Annotated in this window: 16 protein-coding genes; 8 read left to right on the forward strand and 8 right to left on the reverse strand. The window is 62.9% G+C overall.

The window, feature by feature from the left end:
* The first annotated feature begins 49 nt into the window (after positions 1 to 49).
* The 8 genes from phnE to BLP76_RS05070 all read left to right on the forward strand — a co-directional run bounded on the left by phnE (position 50) and on the right by BLP76_RS05070 (position 8,218).
* On the forward strand, positions 50 to 859 hold the full coding sequence (phnE, locus tag BLP76_RS05035) for a phosphonate ABC transporter, permease protein PhnE (RefSeq protein ID WP_092810263.1): 810 nt from the start codon (positions 50 to 52) through the stop codon (positions 857 to 859).
* 23 nt (positions 860 to 882) lie between these two features.
* Positions 883 to 1,590, forward strand: coding sequence for a DUF1045 domain-containing protein (locus tag BLP76_RS05040; RefSeq protein ID WP_092810265.1), 708 nt, complete (start codon positions 883 to 885; stop codon positions 1,588 to 1,590).
* Complete coding sequence (locus BLP76_RS05045; protein WP_092810267.1) at positions 1,587 to 2,726, forward strand: alpha-D-ribose 1-methylphosphonate 5-triphosphate diphosphatase; 1,140 nt, start codon at positions 1,587 to 1,589, stop codon at positions 2,724 to 2,726. The genes BLP76_RS05040 and BLP76_RS05045 overlap by 4 nt, the downstream gene beginning before the upstream one ends.
* Positions 2,723 to 3,307 (forward strand): phosphonate metabolism protein/1,5-bisphosphokinase (PRPP-forming) PhnN, encoded by a 585-nt coding sequence (phnN, locus tag BLP76_RS05050; RefSeq protein WP_092810269.1) that lies wholly within the window; start codon positions 2,723 to 2,725, stop codon positions 3,305 to 3,307. Before BLP76_RS05045 ends, phnN begins: the two co-directional genes overlap by 4 nt.
* Before the next feature lie 70 nt (positions 3,308 to 3,377).
* The gene (locus tag BLP76_RS05055) at positions 3,378 to 4,367 is read left to right on the forward strand and encodes an ABC transporter substrate-binding protein (RefSeq protein ID WP_092810271.1); all 990 of its coding nucleotides are present in this window, start codon (positions 3,378 to 3,380) and stop codon (positions 4,365 to 4,367) included.
* A 40-nt stretch (positions 4,368 to 4,407) separates the two neighbouring features.
* Entirely contained in the window at positions 4,408 to 6,096 is a 1,689-nt protein-coding gene (locus BLP76_RS05060; RefSeq protein ID WP_092810273.1) for an ABC transporter permease, read from the forward strand.
* Positions 6,084 to 7,136, forward strand: a complete 1,053-nt coding sequence (locus tag BLP76_RS05065; RefSeq protein WP_092810275.1) for an ABC transporter ATP-binding protein — start codon at positions 6,084 to 6,086, stop codon at positions 7,134 to 7,136. Before BLP76_RS05060 ends, BLP76_RS05065 begins: the two co-directional genes overlap by 13 nt.
* Complete coding sequence (locus BLP76_RS05070; protein ID WP_139163690.1) at positions 7,136 to 8,218, forward strand: MBL fold metallo-hydrolase; 1,083 nt, start codon at positions 7,136 to 7,138, stop codon at positions 8,216 to 8,218. The genes BLP76_RS05065 and BLP76_RS05070 overlap by 1 nt, the downstream gene beginning before the upstream one ends.
* Positions 8,219 to 8,221: 3 nt before the next feature.
* Here BLP76_RS05070 and BLP76_RS05075 read toward each other — a convergent pair whose 3' ends face one another.
* The 8 genes from BLP76_RS05075 to BLP76_RS05110 form a co-directional block, all read right to left on the reverse strand.
* A complete protein-coding gene (locus BLP76_RS05075; protein WP_092810279.1) occupies positions 8,222 to 9,343 on the reverse strand; it encodes an ABC transporter permease in 1,122 nt (373 codons plus the stop codon).
* Between the two features lies 1 nt (position 9,344).
* Entirely contained in the window at positions 9,345 to 12,116 is a 2,772-nt protein-coding gene (gene rbbA, locus BLP76_RS05080) for a ribosome-associated ATPase/putative transporter RbbA (RefSeq protein WP_092810281.1), read from the reverse strand.
* Positions 12,113 to 13,237, reverse strand: coding sequence for an HlyD family secretion protein (locus BLP76_RS05085; protein WP_092810283.1), 1,125 nt, complete (start codon positions 13,235 to 13,237; stop codon positions 12,113 to 12,115). Before BLP76_RS05085 ends, rbbA begins: the two co-directional genes overlap by 4 nt.
* A 211-nt stretch (positions 13,238 to 13,448) precedes the next feature.
* A complete protein-coding gene (locus tag BLP76_RS05090; protein ID WP_092810285.1) occupies positions 13,449 to 14,285 on the reverse strand; it encodes a CheR family methyltransferase in 837 nt (278 codons plus the stop codon).
* Positions 14,282 to 15,475: a protein-glutamate methylesterase/protein-glutamine glutaminase gene (locus BLP76_RS05095; RefSeq protein WP_200170567.1), complete on the reverse strand. Its 1,194-nt coding sequence runs from the start codon at positions 15,473 to 15,475 to the stop codon at positions 14,282 to 14,284. The genes BLP76_RS05090 and BLP76_RS05095 overlap by 4 nt, the downstream gene beginning before the upstream one ends.
* Entirely contained in the window at positions 15,472 to 15,849 is a 378-nt protein-coding gene (locus BLP76_RS05100; RefSeq protein ID WP_092810289.1) for a response regulator, read from the reverse strand. Before BLP76_RS05100 ends, BLP76_RS05095 begins: the two co-directional genes overlap by 4 nt.
* A 27-nt stretch (positions 15,850 to 15,876) precedes the next feature.
* Positions 15,877 to 16,347 (reverse strand): chemotaxis protein CheW, encoded by a 471-nt coding sequence (locus BLP76_RS05105; RefSeq protein WP_092810291.1) that lies wholly within the window; start codon positions 16,345 to 16,347, stop codon positions 15,877 to 15,879.
* Positions 16,344 to 19,097 carry a hybrid sensor histidine kinase/response regulator gene (locus tag BLP76_RS05110; RefSeq protein ID WP_092810293.1) on the reverse strand — a complete coding sequence of 918 codons (2,754 nt, stop codon included), beginning with the start codon at positions 19,095 to 19,097 and terminating at the stop codon, positions 16,344 to 16,346. The genes BLP76_RS05105 and BLP76_RS05110 overlap by 4 nt, the downstream gene beginning before the upstream one ends.
* Position 19,098: the final 1 nt, after the last annotated feature.

Below are 19,098 nucleotides of genomic sequence, written 5' to 3' on the forward strand. Positions count from 1 at the left end.
CTGATCTGGCGCCGGACCCGAGGTCCGGCGCTTTTCACTGGAGAGACGAATGGCGGTCGCCACACAGGCTGAGAAGACAGTTTCGGTTCCCCCGCGCGGCTTTACCGAGCGGCTTTATGGGTACATCGTCTGGGGCGGCATCGCACTGGTGCTGATCTGGAGCTGGGGACCGGCCGAGATGGTGCGCTTCCTCAACCTCTTTACCGACGCTAGCAATATGGCCGACTACGCGGGCGGCTTTCTCTCACCGAACTTCCGTGACTGGCATTATTACGTCGAGGAGATGATCCTCACCGTGCAGATCGCTGTCTGGGGCACCGTGCTGGCGATCGTCGTCGGCATCCCTTTCGCGCTTCTGTCGTCCTCGAACATCGCGCCGATCTGGATCGTGCAGCCGGTGCGCCGTCTGATGGATGCGACCCGTGCGATCAACGAGCTCGTCTTCGCTGTTCTCTTCGTCACGGCCGTCGGGCTCGGCCCCTTTGCAGGGGTAATGGCGCTTTTTGTGCATAATACAGGTATTATCGCGAAGCTCTTCTCGGAGGCCGTGGAGGCGGTCGATCCAAGGCCCGTCGAAGGCATCCGCGCCACCGGCGCGACGCGCCTGCAGGAGATCGTCTTCGGCGTCGTGCCGCAAGTGGCTCCTTTGTGGATCTCGTTTTCGCTTTACCGCTTCGAGACGAATGTGCGTCAGGCGACGGTTCTTGGCATCGTCGGAGCGGGTGGTATCGGGCAGGTGCTGTTTGAATCGATCCGCTCTTTCCTCTACGCCGAGACGGCGGCGATCATCCTGATCGTCATCGTCACCGTCTCCATCGTGGACATCCTTTCGGCACAATTGCGCAAAGTGGTGATCTGAGGAGATACCAACGAAAGATCCCCATGCGCGTCGCCATCTATTTCACTCCGGCCGTCGACCATCCGATTACCCAAGCCGCCAATGACTGGATCGGCCGTGATCTGTCCGATGGTCCGGTCCGGCAAAAGGCTGTGGGTGCCTTGAGTGCCGAGGAAGTGCGCGCCATCACCGAGGCGCCGCGGCGTTACGGCTTCCACGCCACGTTGAAGCCGCCGTTCGCCCTCGTCGACGGCGCGTCAGAGGAAGATGTGGATCAGGCCTTGCGCAACTTCTGCGCCGAGCATGGTGTCATCGAACTCGGGCCGCTCGAGATCCGCGCCATCGGGCCTTTCTTCGCCCTTGTGCCGCAGAATGACGTCCCCGCGGTCCGGGCGCTCGCGGACGCCGCGGTGGAGGCGTTCGAGCCGTTTCGCGCGCCTTTGAGCGATGAGGATCGTGCACGCCGCCGGCCGGAGGAGCTCACCGAACGCCAACGCGAATATCTCGATCGCTGGGGCTATCCTTATGTCTTCGATGAATTCCGCTTCCACATGACACTGACGGGCCCGGTCTCAGACGAGCGGCGCTCGATCGTACAGGGCGCGCTTCACCAGCATTTCGGTTCCGTCATCGAAACCTCGCTTGCGCTCGACGGCGTCTCGCTTCTCACCGAGCCGGAGCGCGGAGCCTTTTTTCAGATTCATGCCCGCTGCAATCTGCGCGGGCCCAGCGAGAGAAAAGCTATCTCATGAGCGAAGTCGTTTTTCGCAATGCCCGCATGGTTCTTGCCGATTCCGTTGAGGACGGCGATCTGATCGTCGCCGGAGAGACGATCCGTGAGATCGCGGATCCGGGGTCCGGCTCTGGCGGCGTTGATCTCGAAGGCGACTGGCTGTTGCCGGGGCTCGTGGAGCTTCATACCGATCATCTCGAAGGCCATTTCGCGCCGCGTCCCGGCGTCAGGTGGAACCCGGCCGTTGCCGTGCAGGCGCATGACGCTCAGGTCGCGACTTCCGGCATTACCACGGTCCTCGATGCGCTTCGGGTCGGCGCCGACGAGGATGCCCGCGTCCAGGTCCAGGAAATGCGCGGTCTCGCCGATGCGATCGAGGAGAGCCAGGACAAGGGCCGGCTCAGAGCCGAGCATTTCGTGCATCTCAGGTGCGAGGTTTCAGCCTCCGACGTGATGGACGGTTTCGCGCTTTTCGAGAACGATCCACGTCTTAAGCTCGTCTCGCTGATGGATCACACGCCCGGACAGAGGCAGTTTGCGAGCTTTGACGCCTACAAAATCTATTATCAAGGCAAGACCGGTATGGACGACGAAGCTTTTCAGAGTTTCGTCGATCGCCGCATGGCGGAGGGGGGGCGCTGGTCCGCCCAACACCGCAAGCTCATTTCCAATCTCTGTCGTGAGCGCGGTATCCGGCTGGCAAGCCATGACGATGCGACCGAGGCCCATGTCGCCGAGGCCGTCGAGTTCGGTGTGCATGTGGCGGAGTTTCCAACGACAGTCGCCGCTGCTCGCGCCTCCAAAGAGGCGGGCATGCAGGTCTTGATGGGGGCGCCCAATATCGTGCGCGGTGGCTCGCATTCCGGGAATGTCGCCGCTGCCGAGCTCGCTGCGGAGAACCTCCTCGACGTGCTTTCTTCGGATTACGTGCCGTTCAGCCTCATCCAGGCGGTCTTCGCGATATCGGAGGCCGTCGAGGGTGTGGATCTGCCGCAAGCCGTGGCCATGGTCTCGGCCAATCCGGCAAAAGCGGTCGGGCTCGACGACCGCGGCGTCATTGCGCCAGGAAAGCGCGCCGATTTCGTTCAGGTGCGTTTCGACGACGGCGTGCCGGTGGTGCGGTCAGTCTGGCGCCAGGGGCGTCGCGTCGCGTGAATGATCCACAGCCTTTTCACCTCGGCACCTTGGTGCTGGTCGTCGGTCCGAGCGGGGCCGGCAAGGACAGTCTGATCGACTATGCGCGGCAGAGGCTTTTGGATGTGCCTCACGTGGTCTTTCCCCGTCGCACGGTGACGCGGAGCGAAAGCGATTTCGAAGACAATCTCGCTTTGAGCGAAACGGAGTTTGCCGAAGCGGCGACGGCGGGCGCCTTCGCTCTTTCCTGGCGGGCGCATGGGCTCGCCTATGGCATCCCGAAGGCGGTCGAGGCGGATCTTGCCGGAGGGTCCTCGGTCGTCGTCAATGTCTCACGCATGGCGATTGAGCCGGCGCGCGCGAAATACCGGCCGTTGCGCGTCGTCGTGGTGCATGCGCGTCGGGAGGTCCTTTTTGAAAGGCTCACCGCGCGCGGGCGCGAGAGCTCGGAGGAAATCGCGCGCCGTCTCGATCGGGCCGATCTCGTCTCGGTCACCGGCGAGGACGTCACCGTCATCGACAATTCAGGTCCGATCGAAGCGGCAGGCGAGGCGTTTGTGTCGCTCTTGCAAGGCTGTATCCGAGGCAGGCAAGAGCGTTAGACAAGTGTCACATGCCTCTGTTAGCCGGTGGCGGGTTTTCGCCTGCCTCTACCTCAAAAGGACGTCCAACATGATTAAGCCAATCCTCGGGCTTGCGGCTGCGGCCTTTGCTTTCGGCATGGCCGGCAGTGCTGCCGCCGACCCCTCCGGCACGCTCACGGTCTACACCTCGCAGCCGAGCGAGCAGATGCAGAGCGTGATTGCAGCCTTCAACAAGGATTATCCGGACGTCCAGGTGGAACTCTTCCGCTCAGGAACGACCGAGGTGATGAACAAGCTGCTCGCGGAGTTCGCCTCAGGTTCCTCGCCCGCCGATATCGTGCTCATCGCCGATGCCGTCGCCATGACGCAGCTCAAAAACGACGACCGTCTGATGACCTATGACGATGCGCCGATCGCCGATATTCCCGATGCGCTGATCGATCCCGACCACACCTTCTTCGGCACCAAGCTCATCACCACCGGCATCGTTTACAACACCAATCTCGTCGATAAGGCGCCGACCTCCTGGGCGGACCTGAAGGCCGAAGACGTCGCTTCCAAGACGACCATGCCGTCGCCGCTTTATTCAGGTGCCGCCGTCATCCATGTCGGCACCATGGTGCAGCAGCCCGAGTTCGGCTGGGATTATTATGAGGCGCTTGCCGACAACGGCGCCATCGCCGGGCAGGGCAATGGCTCCGTCATCGAGGCCGTCGCCCGCGGCGAGAAGGCCTATGGCATCATGATCGAATACATGGCCTTCAACGCCAAGAAGAAGGGCTCGCCGGTCGAGTTCGTGTTTCCGCAAGAGGGCGTGACCGCGATCTCTCAACCCGTGGCGATCCTGAAGTCGACCGACAATGCGGAAGCCGCCAAAGCCTTCGTCGATTGGCAGCTTTCCAAGAAAGCGCAGGAACAGTCCGTGGCTCAGGGCTATTTCCCGATCTTCGACGATGTGACGCCGCCCGAAGGATATCCGAAGGTGGGCAACCTCAAGATCCTGCCGACAGACGCCGAGACGCTTCTTGAAAACGACCAGGCCAACAAGGAGAACTTCGCTGAGCTCTTCGGCGGTTGATGTCGGTGCGGCGGGCGCGGCCTCCTCGCGCCTGCCTCTCTTGCGCTTTTTTGAGCGCCATTTCCTCCTCGTTCTCGTTGCCCTCTATCTTGCGGCCTTCGCTTTGTGGCCGCTTGGACAACTTTTCGCCGAGGCTCTGGCGCCAAACAAGGACGGCGTGCTTTTCGGAACGTTCCTCGATCAATGGGAAAGCCGCTCAGCGATCCGCGCCCTGAGCCATACGCTCGAGGCTTCGTTTCTCTCCACGCTCGTTTCCGTCTTCATCGGGGCCGTTGCCGCCGTGCTCCTCGTTCTCACCGATATGCGGTGGAAGAGCGCGATCGTCTTCATGCTGCTTTTGCCGCTCCTGATCCCGTCGCAGATCATGGCGCTCGCCTGGATCGAGCTCACGGGTCCGACGAGCCCGATCCTCGCGCCGCTCGGGCTTGCGCCCGAGCCCGGCACGACCAACCCGCTTTATTCCAAATGGGGTATCGTCATCGTCATGGGGGTGGAGCATGCCGCTCTCGTCTTTTTGACGGTGCGCGCGGCGCTTTCTTCGTTGCCCATGGATATCGTCGAGGCGGCGCGGCTCGCCGGCGCCCGGCCTCTTCGCATCGTCATGCGCATCTTGATGCCACTCGCCTTTCCCTCCGTCCTGAGCGGAGCCGCGCTCGCTTTCGTCGCGTCGATCGGCAATTTCGGCGTGCCGGCGCTTCTCGGCATTCCGGGGCGCTACACGATGCTGACGACGCTCATCTATCAGCGCCTGCAAGGTTTCGGGCCGCAGGTGCTTGGTCAGGTCGCGGCGCTTGCCGTCATTCTGACGCTGATCGCCGCTGCCGGTCTTCTCCTGCGCAGCCTCGTCGCACGGCGGTTCGGGGCTGCCATCGAACGCTCCAGCGCGCCTCTCGTGCCGTTCCCGCTCGGCCGCGCGCGTTTGCCGGTCGAGGGTGTGTTTCTCGCCTTTCTGGCCGTCATTGCCATCCTGCCGCTCTTCGCCCTCGTCGGCACGTCGCTGTTGCCGGCGCTTGGCGTGCCACTGTCGCTCGAGACTCTGACGCTGGAGAATTACCGCTTCGTGCTTTTCGGCTACGAGGCGGCGCAGCGTGCCTTTATCAACAGTTTCGCTCTCGCGCTTTCGGCAGCGATGATCAGCGCGGCGGTGGCACTGCCGCTCGCTTATCTTTCGGTGATTGAGCGGCGTCCGCTTGCGCGCCTTCTCGACCTTTTCGCCGATGCGCCCTATGCCATTCCCGGCACGGTGCTCGCCATCGCCATTATCGTCGTCTTCCTGCCGCCGCTTCCTGGTCTCGGCGTCAGCCTCTACAATACCGGCTGGATCATCTTGGTCGCCTATCTCGCCCGTTTTCTCGCCCTCGTTCTGCGCCCGACGGTTGCCGCCATGGAAAGCCTCGATCCGGGCATGGACGAGGCGGCCCGTGCTGCCGGCGCCGGCATGCTCACACGCCTCAAGGCGGTCGTCGCACCGCTTCTGGCGCCAACGCTAGCGGCCGGTGGACTTCTCATCTTCATGCAGGCTTTCAACGAGCTCACCGTCTCGGCGCTTCTGTGGTCGAGCGGCTGGGAAACGCTCGGCGTCATGGTCTTCTTCCTGCACCGGGAAGGAAACACCACGGCGGCTGCGGCGCTGGCGACGCTCGCGCTAGTCGCGGCGCTCGGGCTTGCCGGCATCGCGGCGCTCTTTGCCCGCAGACTGCCTTCCGGAGTTGTGCCATGGCGGGGATGACGGCCTCGGGTCTCGGTAAGCGTTTCGGCGAGACGGACGCGCTGCGTGCGGTCGACCTTGCCATCGAAAACGGAGAGTTCCTGGCGCTTCTCGGGCCTTCCGGTTGCGGCAAGACCACGCTTTTGCGCTTGATCGCCGGCTTTGAAGTGCCGGATGCGGGCGAATTGCATCTCGGTGACGAGGTGGTGGCGCGGGCGGGCTGGGCCTTGCCGCCCGAAGAGCGCAACGTCGGCATGGTGTTTCAGTCCTACGCGCTCTGGCCGCACATGTCGGTCGCCGACAATGTCGGTTTCGCGCTCAAGGTGCGCGGTCTAGAGGCTGGCGAATGCCGTCGGCGGATCGAGGATGCGCTCGAACTTGTGGGGCTCGGCGGCCTTTCCAGGCGCAAGCCGGCGGAGCTGTCGGGCGGACAGAAACAACGTGTGGCACTTGCCCGCTGTCTTGCCATGCAGCCCTCTGTCGTTCTTCTCGATGAGCCGCTCGCCAATCTCGACGCGCATCTGCGCGAAGCGATGCAGATCGAATTCCGCCGCTTTCACCGTGAGATCGGCGCCACCTTCGTCTACGTGACGCACGACCAGAGCGAGGCGATGGCGCTTGCCGATCGGGTCGCGGTGATGGATCGCGGGGCTTTGCAACAGGTCGCGGCGCCGCGGGAGCTCTACGCGGAGCCCGCAACCGAGATGGTGGCACGTTTCGTCGGACGCGGCATGGTCCTACCGGTGACGGTTGTCGGCCAGGACAGCGGCTTCATCGTCGCGGAGGCCTTTGGTGCGCAGATGCGGGTGAGGGGAACGGCGGCGGCCGGCGAAGAGCGCCTTCTCTGCGTGCGACCTGCCGATCTCGCGCTTGATGGTGCCGGTATGGAAGCGCGCGTCACCGCGGCTGCTTTCCAAGGGGCGGCGACCATCGTGTCGGCGCAGATCGAACAAGGAGAACATGTTTTGAGGCTCGAATGCCATGGCCTGCCGCCTGAGGAAGGCGCGGCTGTCAGAATTTCCGTGCGCGATGGTTGGTTGTTGCCCGCGGGGCGCGCGTGATGGGATTGATGTTCAAGGCGCTGTCCGGTCTCGGCCCGAAGCAGCCGGCGACCTTTCTCGTCGAGGCTGAGGGGCGGCGCATCATCTTCGATCTCGGAGAGGAGAAGGCGACCGGTCGACGTGCCGATCTATCAAATCTCGGCAAAGTCGACGCCGTCGTCATCAGCCATGGCCATTTCGACCATATCGGTGCGCTCGAAAACTTGGAGATGCTCGGCAATCCGGCACTTTATGCAAGCGGATCGGTGCTTGCGCGTATCGACCGGCCGGCCAATGCGCAGGAACTTCCCGTGTATGGCGAGACGGAAATCGCCGGTCTTCGCGCGAAGACCGGGCGCGACGGGCATGCGATCGGAGGGGTCTGGACCTTCCTCGATGTCGCTGGCGGCTTCATCTATATGGGCGACCACACGGATGAATCGAACGTCTTCGCCTTCGATCCGCCGCCGCCGGCGGCGACCATCGTGCTCGATGCCTCCTATGGTGATGCGGACGAGCCGCGGTCGGCCCAAATCGGTGACATTCTGCAGCTCACCGCAAACGGGCGCGTGCTCATCCCGATCCCTCCCGATGGACGCGGCATCGAGATGGCGTTGATCGCCGACGAGGCCGGGCGCAAGATTGCGATCGACGAGAACGTTCGGAAATATCTTCGGCGCATCGCCGGTCCCGATCGCGAGTTTGCTTTGCCGGGCGTTGCGGAACGCGCCGGGCACCTCGCCGAAAGCGCAGATGATGCGGCCGATCCCGGGGCCAAGGCGGACGTCTTTCTTGCCGCCGATGCCGATGGTGATTTTGGCGTGAGCGGGGAGATCATCGATCGCTATCTGCGCGACCTCTCCGTCGTCTTTACCGGTCACCTGCACAAATCGACGCGCGGGTACAAAATGGTGCAGGATGGCGAAGCCGTTTTCCGCCGGTACAACGTGCATCCGACATTGCCGCAGAACGTGCGCCTGGCGCGTGCCGTGAACGCCTCGACGGTGGTTCCGGCCTTTGCCGATCCGGGGTATCTCAGCGCTTTTGAGACGGCCTTCGCGCCCGCCCGTGTCGATCTCTCCGGCGCGTTTGCGACCGGCTGAGGCTCACGCCATTTCGGTGATCGTCTTGCGAAAGCGGGTCAGCGCAAGGGTGAAGAGAACCGCACCGATCGCTGCGATTGCGAGGAATTGCGGCCACACGACGCTGAATCCCGCACCGCGATAAAGGATTGCCTGCGCCAGCGAGACGAAATGCGTGTTCGGTGCCGCGAGCATGATCGTCTGGACGATATCGGGCATGCTTTCGCGCGGCGTCATCCCGCCCGACAGCATTTCGAGAGGCAGAAGGACGAGGATCAGCAGAAGCCCGAATTGCGGCATCGATCGTGCCAGCGTTGCGAGGAAGATGCCGATCGAGGTCGAGGCGAAGACGTGCAGTGCGGCGCCCACGAGAAAAAGAGCGATCGAGCCTTCGATCGGCACCGACAAGAGCCCCTCGATCACGACGGTGAGCGACAGGAAGCAGGATACGACGACGACAAGGCCCATCGCCCAGATCTTGGCCGCCATGATCTCAAACGGCGTCACGGGCATGACGAGCAGATGCTCCACCGTGCCATGCTCCCGCTCGCGGATGAGGGCCGCTCCGGTCAGCACGATCGACAGAAGCGTGATGTTGTTGATCACCTCCATGATGGAGCCGAACCAGGCGCGGTCGAGGAGCGGATTGAAGCGGGAACGCAGCTCTAATTCGACCGGGAGCCGGTCGATGGCGCGGTAGTGGCGGGCGAAGTCCTCTACCTCGCCGAGGACGATCGATTGGATATAGCCCGATCCCGTGAAGGCCTGGGTGACGAGCGTTGCATCGACATTGAGCTGCAAAGTCGGCGTGCGCCCGGCGAGCATGTCGAGTTGGAAATCGGGCGGAATGACCAGCGCGAACGTGTCGAGGCCGGCATCCATCCGCTGGTCCATTTCCGACGCGGTGATCATCTTCGGCGGAACGAAATAGGGCGGATAGAAGTCTGAGACGATGCGCGTCGAGAGCGGCGATCGATCCTCATCGACGATGCTGATGGTGGCGCGGTTGAGGCTTTCCGGCATCGAGGTGGCTGCCGCATAGACGCCAAGTGTGAAGGCGTAGACGATGAGGATCACCATCATCGGGTCGCGCACCAGGCTGCGTAATTCCTTCACCCCGAGATTGCCGATATTGGCGAGCCGCATCTCACCGCTCCTGTTTTTTGAGGAGAAGAGCGGTGGCGGCAAGGAGAACCGGGGTCGCGAGCGCCAGCGGCAGGAAAGCTCCGCTCAGCTCCGAGAATCCGAGGCTCTTTGAGAAGGTGCCGCGTGCGATCGTGAGAAAATGCGCGGTCGGATAGATCTCGCCGACCAATCTGCCGATGCCTTCGAGTGCCGAGACCGGATCCGTCAGCCCGGAAAAGTTGACAGCCGGAAGGATGGTCAGGATCGCCACGCCGAAAATCGAGGCGATCTGGCTTTTCATGAAAGTCGACATGAAGAGGCCGAGTGCCGTGGCCGAGCACACGTAAAGGAAGGCCGCCGTCGCAAGGGCAAGAAAACTGCCTTTGAAGGGAACGGCGAAAACCGTCACGGCTAGCGCCGTCAGAAGCAGAAAGCTCAGCCAGCCGAGAACGATATAGGGGATCTGCTTGCCGAGAAGAAACTCCAGCTTCGTCGTCGGCGTCACGTAGAAATTGACGATGGAGCCGAGCTCCTTTTCACGCACGACGCTCAAAGCCGCGAGCATTGCGGGGATCAGCATCAACAGGATCGGGATCACCGCCGGCACCATGGCGACGATGCTCTTCACGTCCGGATTGTAGCGGAAGCGGGTCTCTAGATCGACGAGACTGGCGAGGCCCGTGGAGCGGCCGGTTTCCTTCGCCTTGGCGAGCAGCCACTGGGTGTGCATCCCTTGCACGTAGCCTTTGATCGTTTCCGCTCGTGTCGGCATGGCGCCGTCGATCCAGGCGCCGATCTCGACATTGTCGCCGCGTGCGACATCACGGGCGAAACCGGGCGGGATTTCGATCGCCAGACCAATTTCTCCGGCGCGCATGCGCTGGTCCAGATCTTCGTAACTCGTGATCGGCGGCTTCTCGATGAAATAGCGGGAGCCGGCGATGTTGAAAGCATAATCGCGCGACAGGCCGGTCTGGTCGCGGTCGAGGACGGCGAAGCTCAAATCCTCCACGTCGAGGCTGATGCCGTAACCCATGATGAACATCAAAATGACGCTGCCGACAATAGCGAGCGTCAGGCGGATCGGGTCCCGGCGGACCTCCTGGCTTTCGCGGCGCGAATAGCTCGCCATGCGGCGCAGATCGAAGAAGCGGCGCGGGGGGCGCATCTCAGTGGCCGGATCCTGGGAGATGAGGGCGGTTTTGTTTGGGGCCTGTTCCTCATCCGCTCCCGCCTCTTCGAGATAGGAGATGAAGGCATCTTCGAGAGAGGCGGCACCGCGTTTTTCGACGAGGTCTTTCGGTTTGTCGGTTACGAGCACCTTGCCGGCATGCATGAGCGAAATACGGTCGCAGCGCGCCGCCTCGTTCATGAAGTGCGTCGAGATGAAGATCGTCACCCCGTCGCGGCGCGATAGCTCCACGATCATCCGCCAGAACGCGTCACGGGCGACGAGATCGACGCCGGAGGTGGGCTCGTCGAGGATGAGCATCTCCGGCTTGTGGATCATGGCGACCGCGAGCGAGAGGCGCTGACGGTGCCCGAGCGGCAGGGAATCGGGAAAATCGTCGAGGATCTCGGCGAGGTCGAAACGCTCCACCATCTCGCGGATGCGCGCCGGAATGTCCGCCTCCGGGACGCGGAAGAGACGGGCATGGAGCTCGAGATTCTGTCTCACCGACAGCTCGGTGTAGAGGGAGAAGGCTTGCGACATGTATCCCACCCGCTCGCGCGTGGTGAGGTCGCGCGGATCGACCTCTTCGCCGAAGAGAAAGGCTTTGCCTTCCGAGGGGGCGAGCAGGCCGGTCAGCATCTTCATCGTCGTCGTCTTGCCGCAGCCGTTGGAGCCGAGGAAGCCGAAGATCTCGCCGCGCGGAATGCGAAAGCTCACATGGTCGACGGCGGTGAAGCTGCCGAAGCGCATGGTCAGCCCTTCCGCCTCAATGGCGGGGGCGCCGCCGTCCTCTTGTGACTGCGGCGGGATGACGACCGGCTGATATCCGGCCTGCTTCTCTTCAGGCAGGAGCGCGATGAAAGCTGCCTCAAGCGTCTGCGTTCCGGTTTTCTCAAGAAGCTCGTCCGCCGTTCCCGTGGCGAGCACATGGCCGCCATCCATGGCGACGAGCCAGTCGAAGCGTGCGGCCTCTTCCATATAGGCGGTGGCGACCACGACGCTCATCGTCGGGCGGTCGGCCCGGATCTGGTCGATCAGTTCCCAGAACTGACGGCGGGAGAGGGGATCGACGCCGGTCGTCGGCTCGTCGAGAAGAAGGAGGTCGGGGTCGTGAATGAGTGCGCAGCAAAGACCGAGCTTCTGCTTCATGCCGCCCGACAATTTGCCCGCCGGGCGTGTCAGGAAGGGGCCGAGGCCCGTGGCCTCGGTCAGCTCGTGGATGCGGCGTTCCCGTTCCACCTTTCCGTGGCCGAAGAGGCGGGCAAAGAAATCGAGGTTCTCGGACACCGACAGTGTCGGATAGAGGTTCTTGCCGAGCCCTTGAGGCATGTAGGCGATGCGCGGGCAAACCGCGGCGCGGTGGCGGGAATCCTTCATGCTGCCGCCGAGCACGTCAACCTCGCCCTTCTGGACGCGACGGGCTCCGGAGATGAGGGAAAAGAGGCTCGATTTGCCGACCCCGTCGGGACCGATGAGCGCCACGGCGCGCCCGGTAGGAATGTCGAGCGTGATATCGTCGAGCGCCTTAGTGGCACCAAACCGCAGCGCCACATGCGCGAGGGTCGCGACCGGCGGATGCGTCTCGCCGTCAGAATTGGACGTCGGCAGGGGCGGCTTCATTCTGCGCCCGTCAGCGCGCCCCCGGGCTCAGGCTCTGGCGAGCCCCCTCGCGGCACATTGACCTTCAGATGGTCCGGCCAAGCGGCATCGCTGTCCGTCTTCACATAGGCCATTCCGGGCAAACCGGTTTTGACGTAGCGGATATGCTCCTTGAGCAGCTCAGAGGGGATCTGAGCTTTGACGCGGAACATCAATTTTTGCCGCTCTTCGGCCGTTTCCACGGTTTTGGGCGTGAACTGGGCGACGTCGGCGACATAGGAAATGGTCGCCGGGATCACATATTGCGGGGCGGCGTCGAGCACGATGCGCGCCTCAGCCCCCAGTGCCACACGGCCCGCCTGAAGCGTAGGCAGGAAGAACGTCATGTAGACATCCGACAGGTCGACGAGGTTCAAAATCGCGCTGCCGGCGTTCACGACCTCGCCAGGCTGGGCGACACGATACTGAATGCGGCCCATCCGGGGTGAGGTGAGCGTGCTGTCGTCGAGATCGGTTTTGATCCGCTCCACGGTGGCGCGCACGGCGTCCACTTGCGCTTCGGCGTTGATGACCCCCGCGCGCGCGTATCCGAGCGCCGCGTCGGCTGCTGCCACCTTGGCTTTTGCGGCCGCGAGCGCCGCCTTGGCGCCTTCGTAGGCGGCCTTGTCGTCGTCATATTGTTGGACGGAGCCGGTGCCCCGCTCCGACAAGGTCTGGCTGCGGGTGAGACGCTTTTCTGCGGCCTCCAGCGTAGCATCTTGCTGCGCGACGGTGGCTTCGGCTGCTTCCTTCTCCGCCTGGCGCTGCGTCACCTGGCTTTTGGCCGTGTCGATGCCGATTTCGGCAGAGCGCAATTGCGCCTTCGCCTCGCGCAATTGCGCTTCGAGCGAGGCGGTATCCATCTTGGCGAGCTCCTCACCCGCGGCGACATAGTCGCCCTCCTGGACATAGACCTCCTGCAGCCGCCCGGCCGTCTTGCTGGCGACGTCGATCTCGACCGCTTCGATACGGCCATTGCTGGCGGCGATCGCCGCGTTCTCATCCTCGCCGGTGGCGAGGGTTTTGAGCTCGGGCCAATAGGAATAGCCGACGCCGGCCACAATTGCCGCAATGAGGAGGACGAGCAGGAGCTTTCTTGTCATGGAGACAGGCCAGTCTTCGCTGGCGGCGTGGGGGACTGCGACGGACGTCGCAGTTTTGCCGCTTCGCCTAAAAGGTACTCTAGCGGACCTATCCTGGCAAGCTGAAGCTTGGGTCCATCACACGCCCTGAGCGCTGATAGATCAGGGCGTGTGACGATGGGATGCACGTCGAAGAAATAGCCGCTCCGCCTTGGTGCGGAGCGGCTTTTGATCAGGCCGCGACGACCGCCGATTGGCTGCCTGCAAGGCCATAAAGGTTGCGCTGGCCGGGGACGAGCGTGAACTTGCTGCTCACGCCAACCACCGTCTCGGCGCCGCCGAGTACGAGATAGCCGTCCGGCCGCAAATTGCGCGAGACCCGATCCAGAATGTCGCCCTTCGTGGCCGCGTCGAAATAGATCAACACATTGCGGCAGAAGACGATGTCGAGCATGCCGAGGGTGGTGAAGGAGTGCAGCAGGTTGAGATTTCTGAACGTCACCATGCGCCGGATATCGTCGGAAATCTGCCAGTTCTCTCCATTCTTCTTGAAGTATTTGAGAAGCAGCTGGACCGGCAGGCCGCGCTGAACCTCAAACTGTGTGTAGATGCCGGCGCTCGCCCGTTTCAGCATGTCGTCGGAAATGTCGGTCGCAATGATTTCGACCTTGCGTCCGCCGACCATTCCCACTTTCTCGCGAAGGATCATGGCGAGAGAGTAGGGCTCCTGACCGGAGGAGGCCGCCGCGCACCAAATGCGCAATGGCTGGGTCACCGGGCGATTGCGCAAAAGCGTCGGCAGCATCACGTCGCTGAACAGATCGAACGGCGTTTTGTCTCGGAAGAAGAAGGACTCGTTGGTCGTCATCGCATCGACGACCGCCTTGCCGATCTCCATGGAACCCTGCCGCAACTTTGCGGCAAGTGCTGCGATACTCGGCAGACCGAAATGCGTGGCCACCGGAAGCAGGCGGGACTCCAGCAAGTAGGTTTTCCCCTCCTGCAGGACCAAGCCCGATTGCGCCTTCAGATACCTCTGGAAGAACTCGTAGTCCGCAGGTGTGATCATGAGCGTCCTCCTGAGATTCGCCGAACCACGCGGGGTCCGATTTCCGCTATCGGTAGAATTTCGGAGCAGGCTCCGACCTCGGCGGTCGCGCCTGGCATGCCCCAGACCACGCTCGATGCTTCGTCCTGCGCGATGACGGCACCGCCGCCGTCGGCGATGATGGTCGCTCCCTTGGCGCCGTCGGACCCCATGCCGGTGAGAACGAGGGCAAGGGTTGCACTGCCATAGACGTCAGAGATCGATTGAAACATCGGATCCACTGCCGGCTTGCAGAAGTTGACGGGCGGTGCATCCGAGAGCTTGATCACCGTCGTCCCGTTCGATTTTGCGACCAGCATGTGCTTGCCACCCGGAGCCACGTAGATGTGACCGGGACGCACGGGCTCGCCATCGACCCCCTCGGCAGCCGGACGACCTGACGCCTTCGCGATGTGCTCGGCCAAGATCGTGGTGAAGGTCGGCGGCATGTGCTGCGTCACGAACACCGGAATGGTCGTCAGTGCGCTGCCGGCATCGGTGAAGAAGCGGGTCAGTGCCTGCGGACCACCCGTGGAGCTGCCGATCGCCAAGGCACGCACCGCGCTCATCGATGCTGGGCGCAGACGCACCTTGGGCTTGGCTGCGGCGGGAATGGCGGCCCCACGTGTGGCCGCCGGCGCGGATGCGCCAGGAGCCTGCCGCGCAGTTGTTGGAGCCGGTGTACGGAAGCTCTTGCCGCGACGCACCCCGGCACCAAGGCTGCGCACCTTGGAAATCAGGTCGTGGCGGAAGTCGGCCGCCGCCAGCAGGCCATTGGCGGAATCGGGTTTCGGGACATAATCGGCAGCCCCCAACGTCAGAGCACGAATGCTGACCTCGGCGCCACGGCGCGTGAGCGTCGAGGCCATGATGACGGCCGTGCCCGGCCGCTTTTCGAGAATGAGGGGCAGTGCCTGCAGCCCGTCCATCTCCGGCATCTCGATATCGAGAATGGCGACATCGGGCTGCGAACGGATGACATCATCGACCGCCCGCCGCCCGTTGGGATGGGAGGCGACGAGAGCGAGGTCCGGCTCCTCGGAGATCCAGCGGGCGAGGATGCCGCGAATAAAAGCGGAATCATCGACCACCATAACGCGGATGGGTTCGTCGCTCTTCGGGCGGGCCGCAGCGGGGCGGGTGCCAGGTGGAGGGGCGGCGATCGCGTTCATGTCGCCCTCGCGAGAATGCCGACGGATTCCAGCTTTTCGCGCAGGATTTCGGCGTCGTAGGGCTTCATGATGTACTCGTCGGCCCCATCCTCGATGGCGCGCGCGATGTGATCGAGATCATTCTCCGTCGTGCAGAAGATCACGCGCGGCGCCTCTCCGTCCGGCCGCTTGCGCAGAGCCCTGAGAAAATGCGGACCATCGGTGACCGGCATGTTCCAATCCAGAAGGATCGCATCCGGCATCGCCTCCTGGCACCGCTCCATCGCGGTCTCGCCATTGTCGGCTTCGCGCACCTGGAAGCTCATCTCTTCCAGCATGCGCCGGGCCACTTTTCGAACAACGGAGGAATCATCCACCACAAGGCAGGTTTTCATCGCGGGCTCCTTGGAAAGCTGCTTGTGTCAGGCAGCAAGAGCGACAGTTACGCGGGCAAGGGCTGCTTCGACGTCGAGGATCAGCATGAGCTCGCCCGAGACGTGATAGACACCCTTGACGATCTCGGCCCAGCGCGGGTCGAGGTTTGGAGGGCAGGGCTCGAGAGCCTCTTCCAAGTGCATGACCTCGCCGACCTCATCGATGATGAGGCCGAAGGATTCGCTCTTGTACTCGATGCCGACGGCCATCTTTTCCTTCGCATCGCTCGGCGGGAAGCCGAGCAACTGGCGAAGATCGATGGTGGTGACGATGCGTCCACGCAGATTGAGGACGCCTTCCACTTCCTTCGGGGCGAGGGGAACGCGCGTCACCTGTTCGGGGACGAACACCTCGTGGACCGCTGCGATCGGGAGGCCGAAGCGCTGGCCACCGATGCGGACGGTGACATACTGATTGGCGGCCGACGTCCGCACGTCGTGGACGTTATGCTGGCTCATGCTGCTTCTCCATAGATCGGGGCGCATTGCTTGATCGCCGCGATGAGTTCGCTGCGATCGATCTTTGTAGTGATGCGATCGAAGCCGATGAGGTTCTCCTCACCCGGGCGCACCCGAGACTTGGCGCTGCCGAGTGCCATCAGGGGGACATGCTGCATTTCCGCCTGGCCGCGTATGGCAGCCGCGAAGGCGGCCGGGTCCATCGCCGGGGTGTCGAGGTCGGTGACCACGAGGTCGAAGCGATGCCCTTCGGTAATCTGAGCGAGGGCATCTTCCGCGCTCGAGGCCAGCGACACCCGATAGCCGGCGCTGCGCAGGATCGGCTCCACCATGTTGCGGTAGAAGACGTTCCCCCCGACGAAGAGGAGCTTCTTGCCCTTGCGTTCAGCCTGTTCGGGGGCGTCGCGGAAGGCGATCTCGAGGAAATGCGAGATGTCGACGATATCCGTCGCCTTGCCACCGAGCACGGCGCTGCCGAGAAGCCCCGGCGTCTCGGAGGGAAGCTCGATATTGAGCGGCTCCTGGACGATGTCGACGATTTCGTCGACGACGAGGCCCATCGTGTTGCCGTCGTCGGAGAAGACGAGCATCGGCTGGGTTCCCGTCGTGCGCTGTTCCACTTCGTGGTTGACGTAGACGAGCGGGATGAGCGCACCGCGGTAGTTGAGGATCGGCTGACCCCCGGCCCATTCGACCTTTTCGGTCTCGAATTCCTCGAGGCGTGTGACGAGCGACAGTGGCACCGCTTTCGGCTCGCGACCACCTGCCCGGAAGACGAGCATGGAAACGGCGTCGTTCGATTCCTCTTGTTCCTGCGCATCGGCGGTGGCCGTGGCGATTGTCTGCTCGATGCTGCTCGCAGCCTGCTGGGCGACACCGTTCGGATCGACGATCATGATCACGCGTCCGTCGCCCAAGATCGTCGAGCCGGAGAACATGCCGATGTGGCGCAGCATGGAGGACATCGGCTTCACCACGATTTCCTCGGTGTGGAAGACCGCGTCGACGATGACGCCGAAGATCTGATTGCCGACCTGCATGACGGCAATGAAACCGCTCTCCTGGTCTGCGAGCTCGTCTTTGACGCTGCCGAGAAGCGCACCGAGATGAACGATCGGCAGGAGCTTGTCGCGCAGACGCAGGACGGGTGCGTCCTTGAGACGTTCGATCTTGTGCTCGGAATCCGGCTGGATGCGAACGAGCTCGACCACGGCCAGCTGCGGCACAGCAAAACGCTCGCCGGCAACTTCCACGATCAGAGCCGGCACGATCGCCAGAGTGAGCGGGATCTTGATGACGAAGGTCGAGCCTTTGCCCTGCGTGGAGCGCACGTCGACATTGCCACCGATGATCTCGATGTTGGAGCGCACGACGTCCATGCCGACACCACGGCCGGAGACGCTCGTCACCTTTTCCGCGGTCGAGAAGCCGGCGTGGAAGATGAAACGATGGATCTGGGCATCCGACATCTTGGCGAGTTCGGCTTCCGTCGCCAGACGGTTTTCCAGCGCTTTCTCGCGGATGCGGTCGGTGTTGAGGCCGCGACCGTCATCGCTGATCTCGATGATGATGTGACCGCCCTCGTGGAAGGCGGAAAGCCGCACCAGCCCCTTCTCGGGCTTGCCCGCGAGGCGGCGCTCTTCCGTCGTTTCCAGGCCGTGATCAGCGGAATTGCGCACCATATGGGTGAGCGGGTCCTTGATCAGATCGAGGACCTGGCGATCGAGTTCGGTATCGGCGCCGACCATCTCCAGCTCGATCTGCTTGCCGAGATCCTGTGCAAGATCGCGCACGATGCGGGGCAGCTTCTGCCAGGCATGGCCGATGGGCTGCATGCGCGTGCGCATGACGCCTTCCTGAAGCTCGGCCGTCACCGTCGACAGACGCTGCAGCGAGACCTTGAAGTCGGAATCTTCCTGACGGCGCGCGATCTCCATGAGCTGATTGCGGGTCAGAACCAGCTCGGAGACCATCGTCATCAAATGCTCGAGTGCATCGAGATTGACGCGGATTGACTGGGAGGAAACGCTCGAGCTGTTGTTGGCAGCAGGCTGGTCTTCAACCGGCTTTTTGGCCGGTGTTTCAGGCGCCTTAGCGACCGGTGCCTTCGTCTCGGGCTCTTCCTTCTTTGCCGGCGCGGCCGCGGGAGAAGGCTTCTCCTCGCTTGAAGAAGCCTTTTCTTTCGCTTTGGCCGGGGCTTTTTTTGCCTTCGTTTTGCCCTTGGCAGCCGGGTTTTCCACTTCCGTCTCGCGGAAGATCCGCTCCAGTTCGTCGAGCGGGATTTCGCCCGGCATCAGCGGACGTTCCAGCACCTGGTCGACGATGGTGCCGACGGTCACCTCGGCCTCTTCGACGACCTCCTCTGAAACGGTTTCCCCCGCCGCCATCTTTTCCAGAAGTTCGATGAGGTCTGCGTCGCTTCCTTCAGGCTCCTGCCCGCCATTCTCTTCGAGCTTCGCCAGGATGTCCTTGATCCTGTCGATGGTCTTGAGGACCAGGCTCACCGCTGCCGGCGTGACGGGCACGCCTTCGCGGAACTTGTCCATCAACGTCTCAGCGGCATGGGCAAGCTTCGCCAGGCGAGGCAGGCCGATGAAACCGCAGGTGCCCTTAATGGTGTGCACGAGACGGAAGATGTTGTTGAGAATGGCGGCGTTGTTCGGTTCCTGCTCGAACTTCACGAGCTCGACGTCGGCGACGTCCAGGCTCTCGTTCGTCTCAGTCAGGAACTCGCGAAGCAGTTCATCCATT

It is taken from the genome of Afifella marina DSM 2698 (genome assembly GCF_900102695.1).
GTDB classification, from domain to species: Bacteria; Pseudomonadota; Alphaproteobacteria; order Rhizobiales; family Afifellaceae; genus Afifella; species Afifella marina.

Coding starts and splice junctions, on each gene's coding strand:
- phnE (WP_092810263.1), top strand. CDS start 50: ATGGCGGTCGCCACACAGGCTGAGAAGACAGTTTCGGTTCCCCCGCGC.
- BLP76_RS05040 (WP_092810265.1), top strand. CDS start 883: ATGCGCGTCGCCATCTATTTCACTCCGGCCGTCGACCATCCGATTACC.
- BLP76_RS05045 (WP_092810267.1), top strand. CDS start 1,587: ATGAGCGAAGTCGTTTTTCGCAATGCCCGCATGGTTCTTGCCGATTCC.
- BLP76_RS05055 (WP_092810271.1), top strand. CDS start 3,378: ATGATTAAGCCAATCCTCGGGCTTGCGGCTGCGGCCTTTGCTTTCGGC.
- BLP76_RS05065 (WP_092810275.1), top strand. CDS start 6,084: ATGGCGGGGATGACGGCCTCGGGTCTCGGTAAGCGTTTCGGCGAGACG.
- BLP76_RS05070 (WP_139163690.1), top strand. CDS start 7,136: ATGGGATTGATGTTCAAGGCGCTGTCCGGTCTCGGCCCGAAGCAGCCG.
- BLP76_RS05075 (WP_092810279.1), bottom strand. CDS start 9,343: ATGCGGCTCGCCAATATCGGCAATCTCGGGGTGAAGGAATTACGCAGC.
- rbbA (WP_092810281.1), bottom strand. CDS start 12,116: ATGAAGCCGCCCCTGCCGACGTCCAATTCTGACGGCGAGACGCATCCG.
- BLP76_RS05085 (WP_092810283.1), bottom strand. CDS start 13,237: ATGACAAGAAAGCTCCTGCTCGTCCTCCTCATTGCGGCAATTGTGGCC.
- BLP76_RS05090 (WP_092810285.1), bottom strand. CDS start 14,285: ATGATCACACCTGCGGACTACGAGTTCTTCCAGAGGTATCTGAAGGCG.
- BLP76_RS05095 (WP_200170567.1), bottom strand. CDS start 15,475: ATGAACGCGATCGCCGCCCCTCCACCTGGCACCCGCCCCGCTGCGGCC.
- BLP76_RS05100 (WP_092810289.1), bottom strand. CDS start 15,849: ATGAAAACCTGCCTTGTGGTGGATGATTCCTCCGTTGTTCGAAAAGTG.
- BLP76_RS05105 (WP_092810291.1), bottom strand. CDS start 16,347: ATGAGCCAGCATAACGTCCACGACGTGCGGACGTCGGCCGCCAATCAG.
- BLP76_RS05110 (WP_092810293.1), bottom strand. CDS start 19,097: ATGGATGAACTGCTTCGCGAGTTCCTGACTGAGACGAACGAGAGCCTG.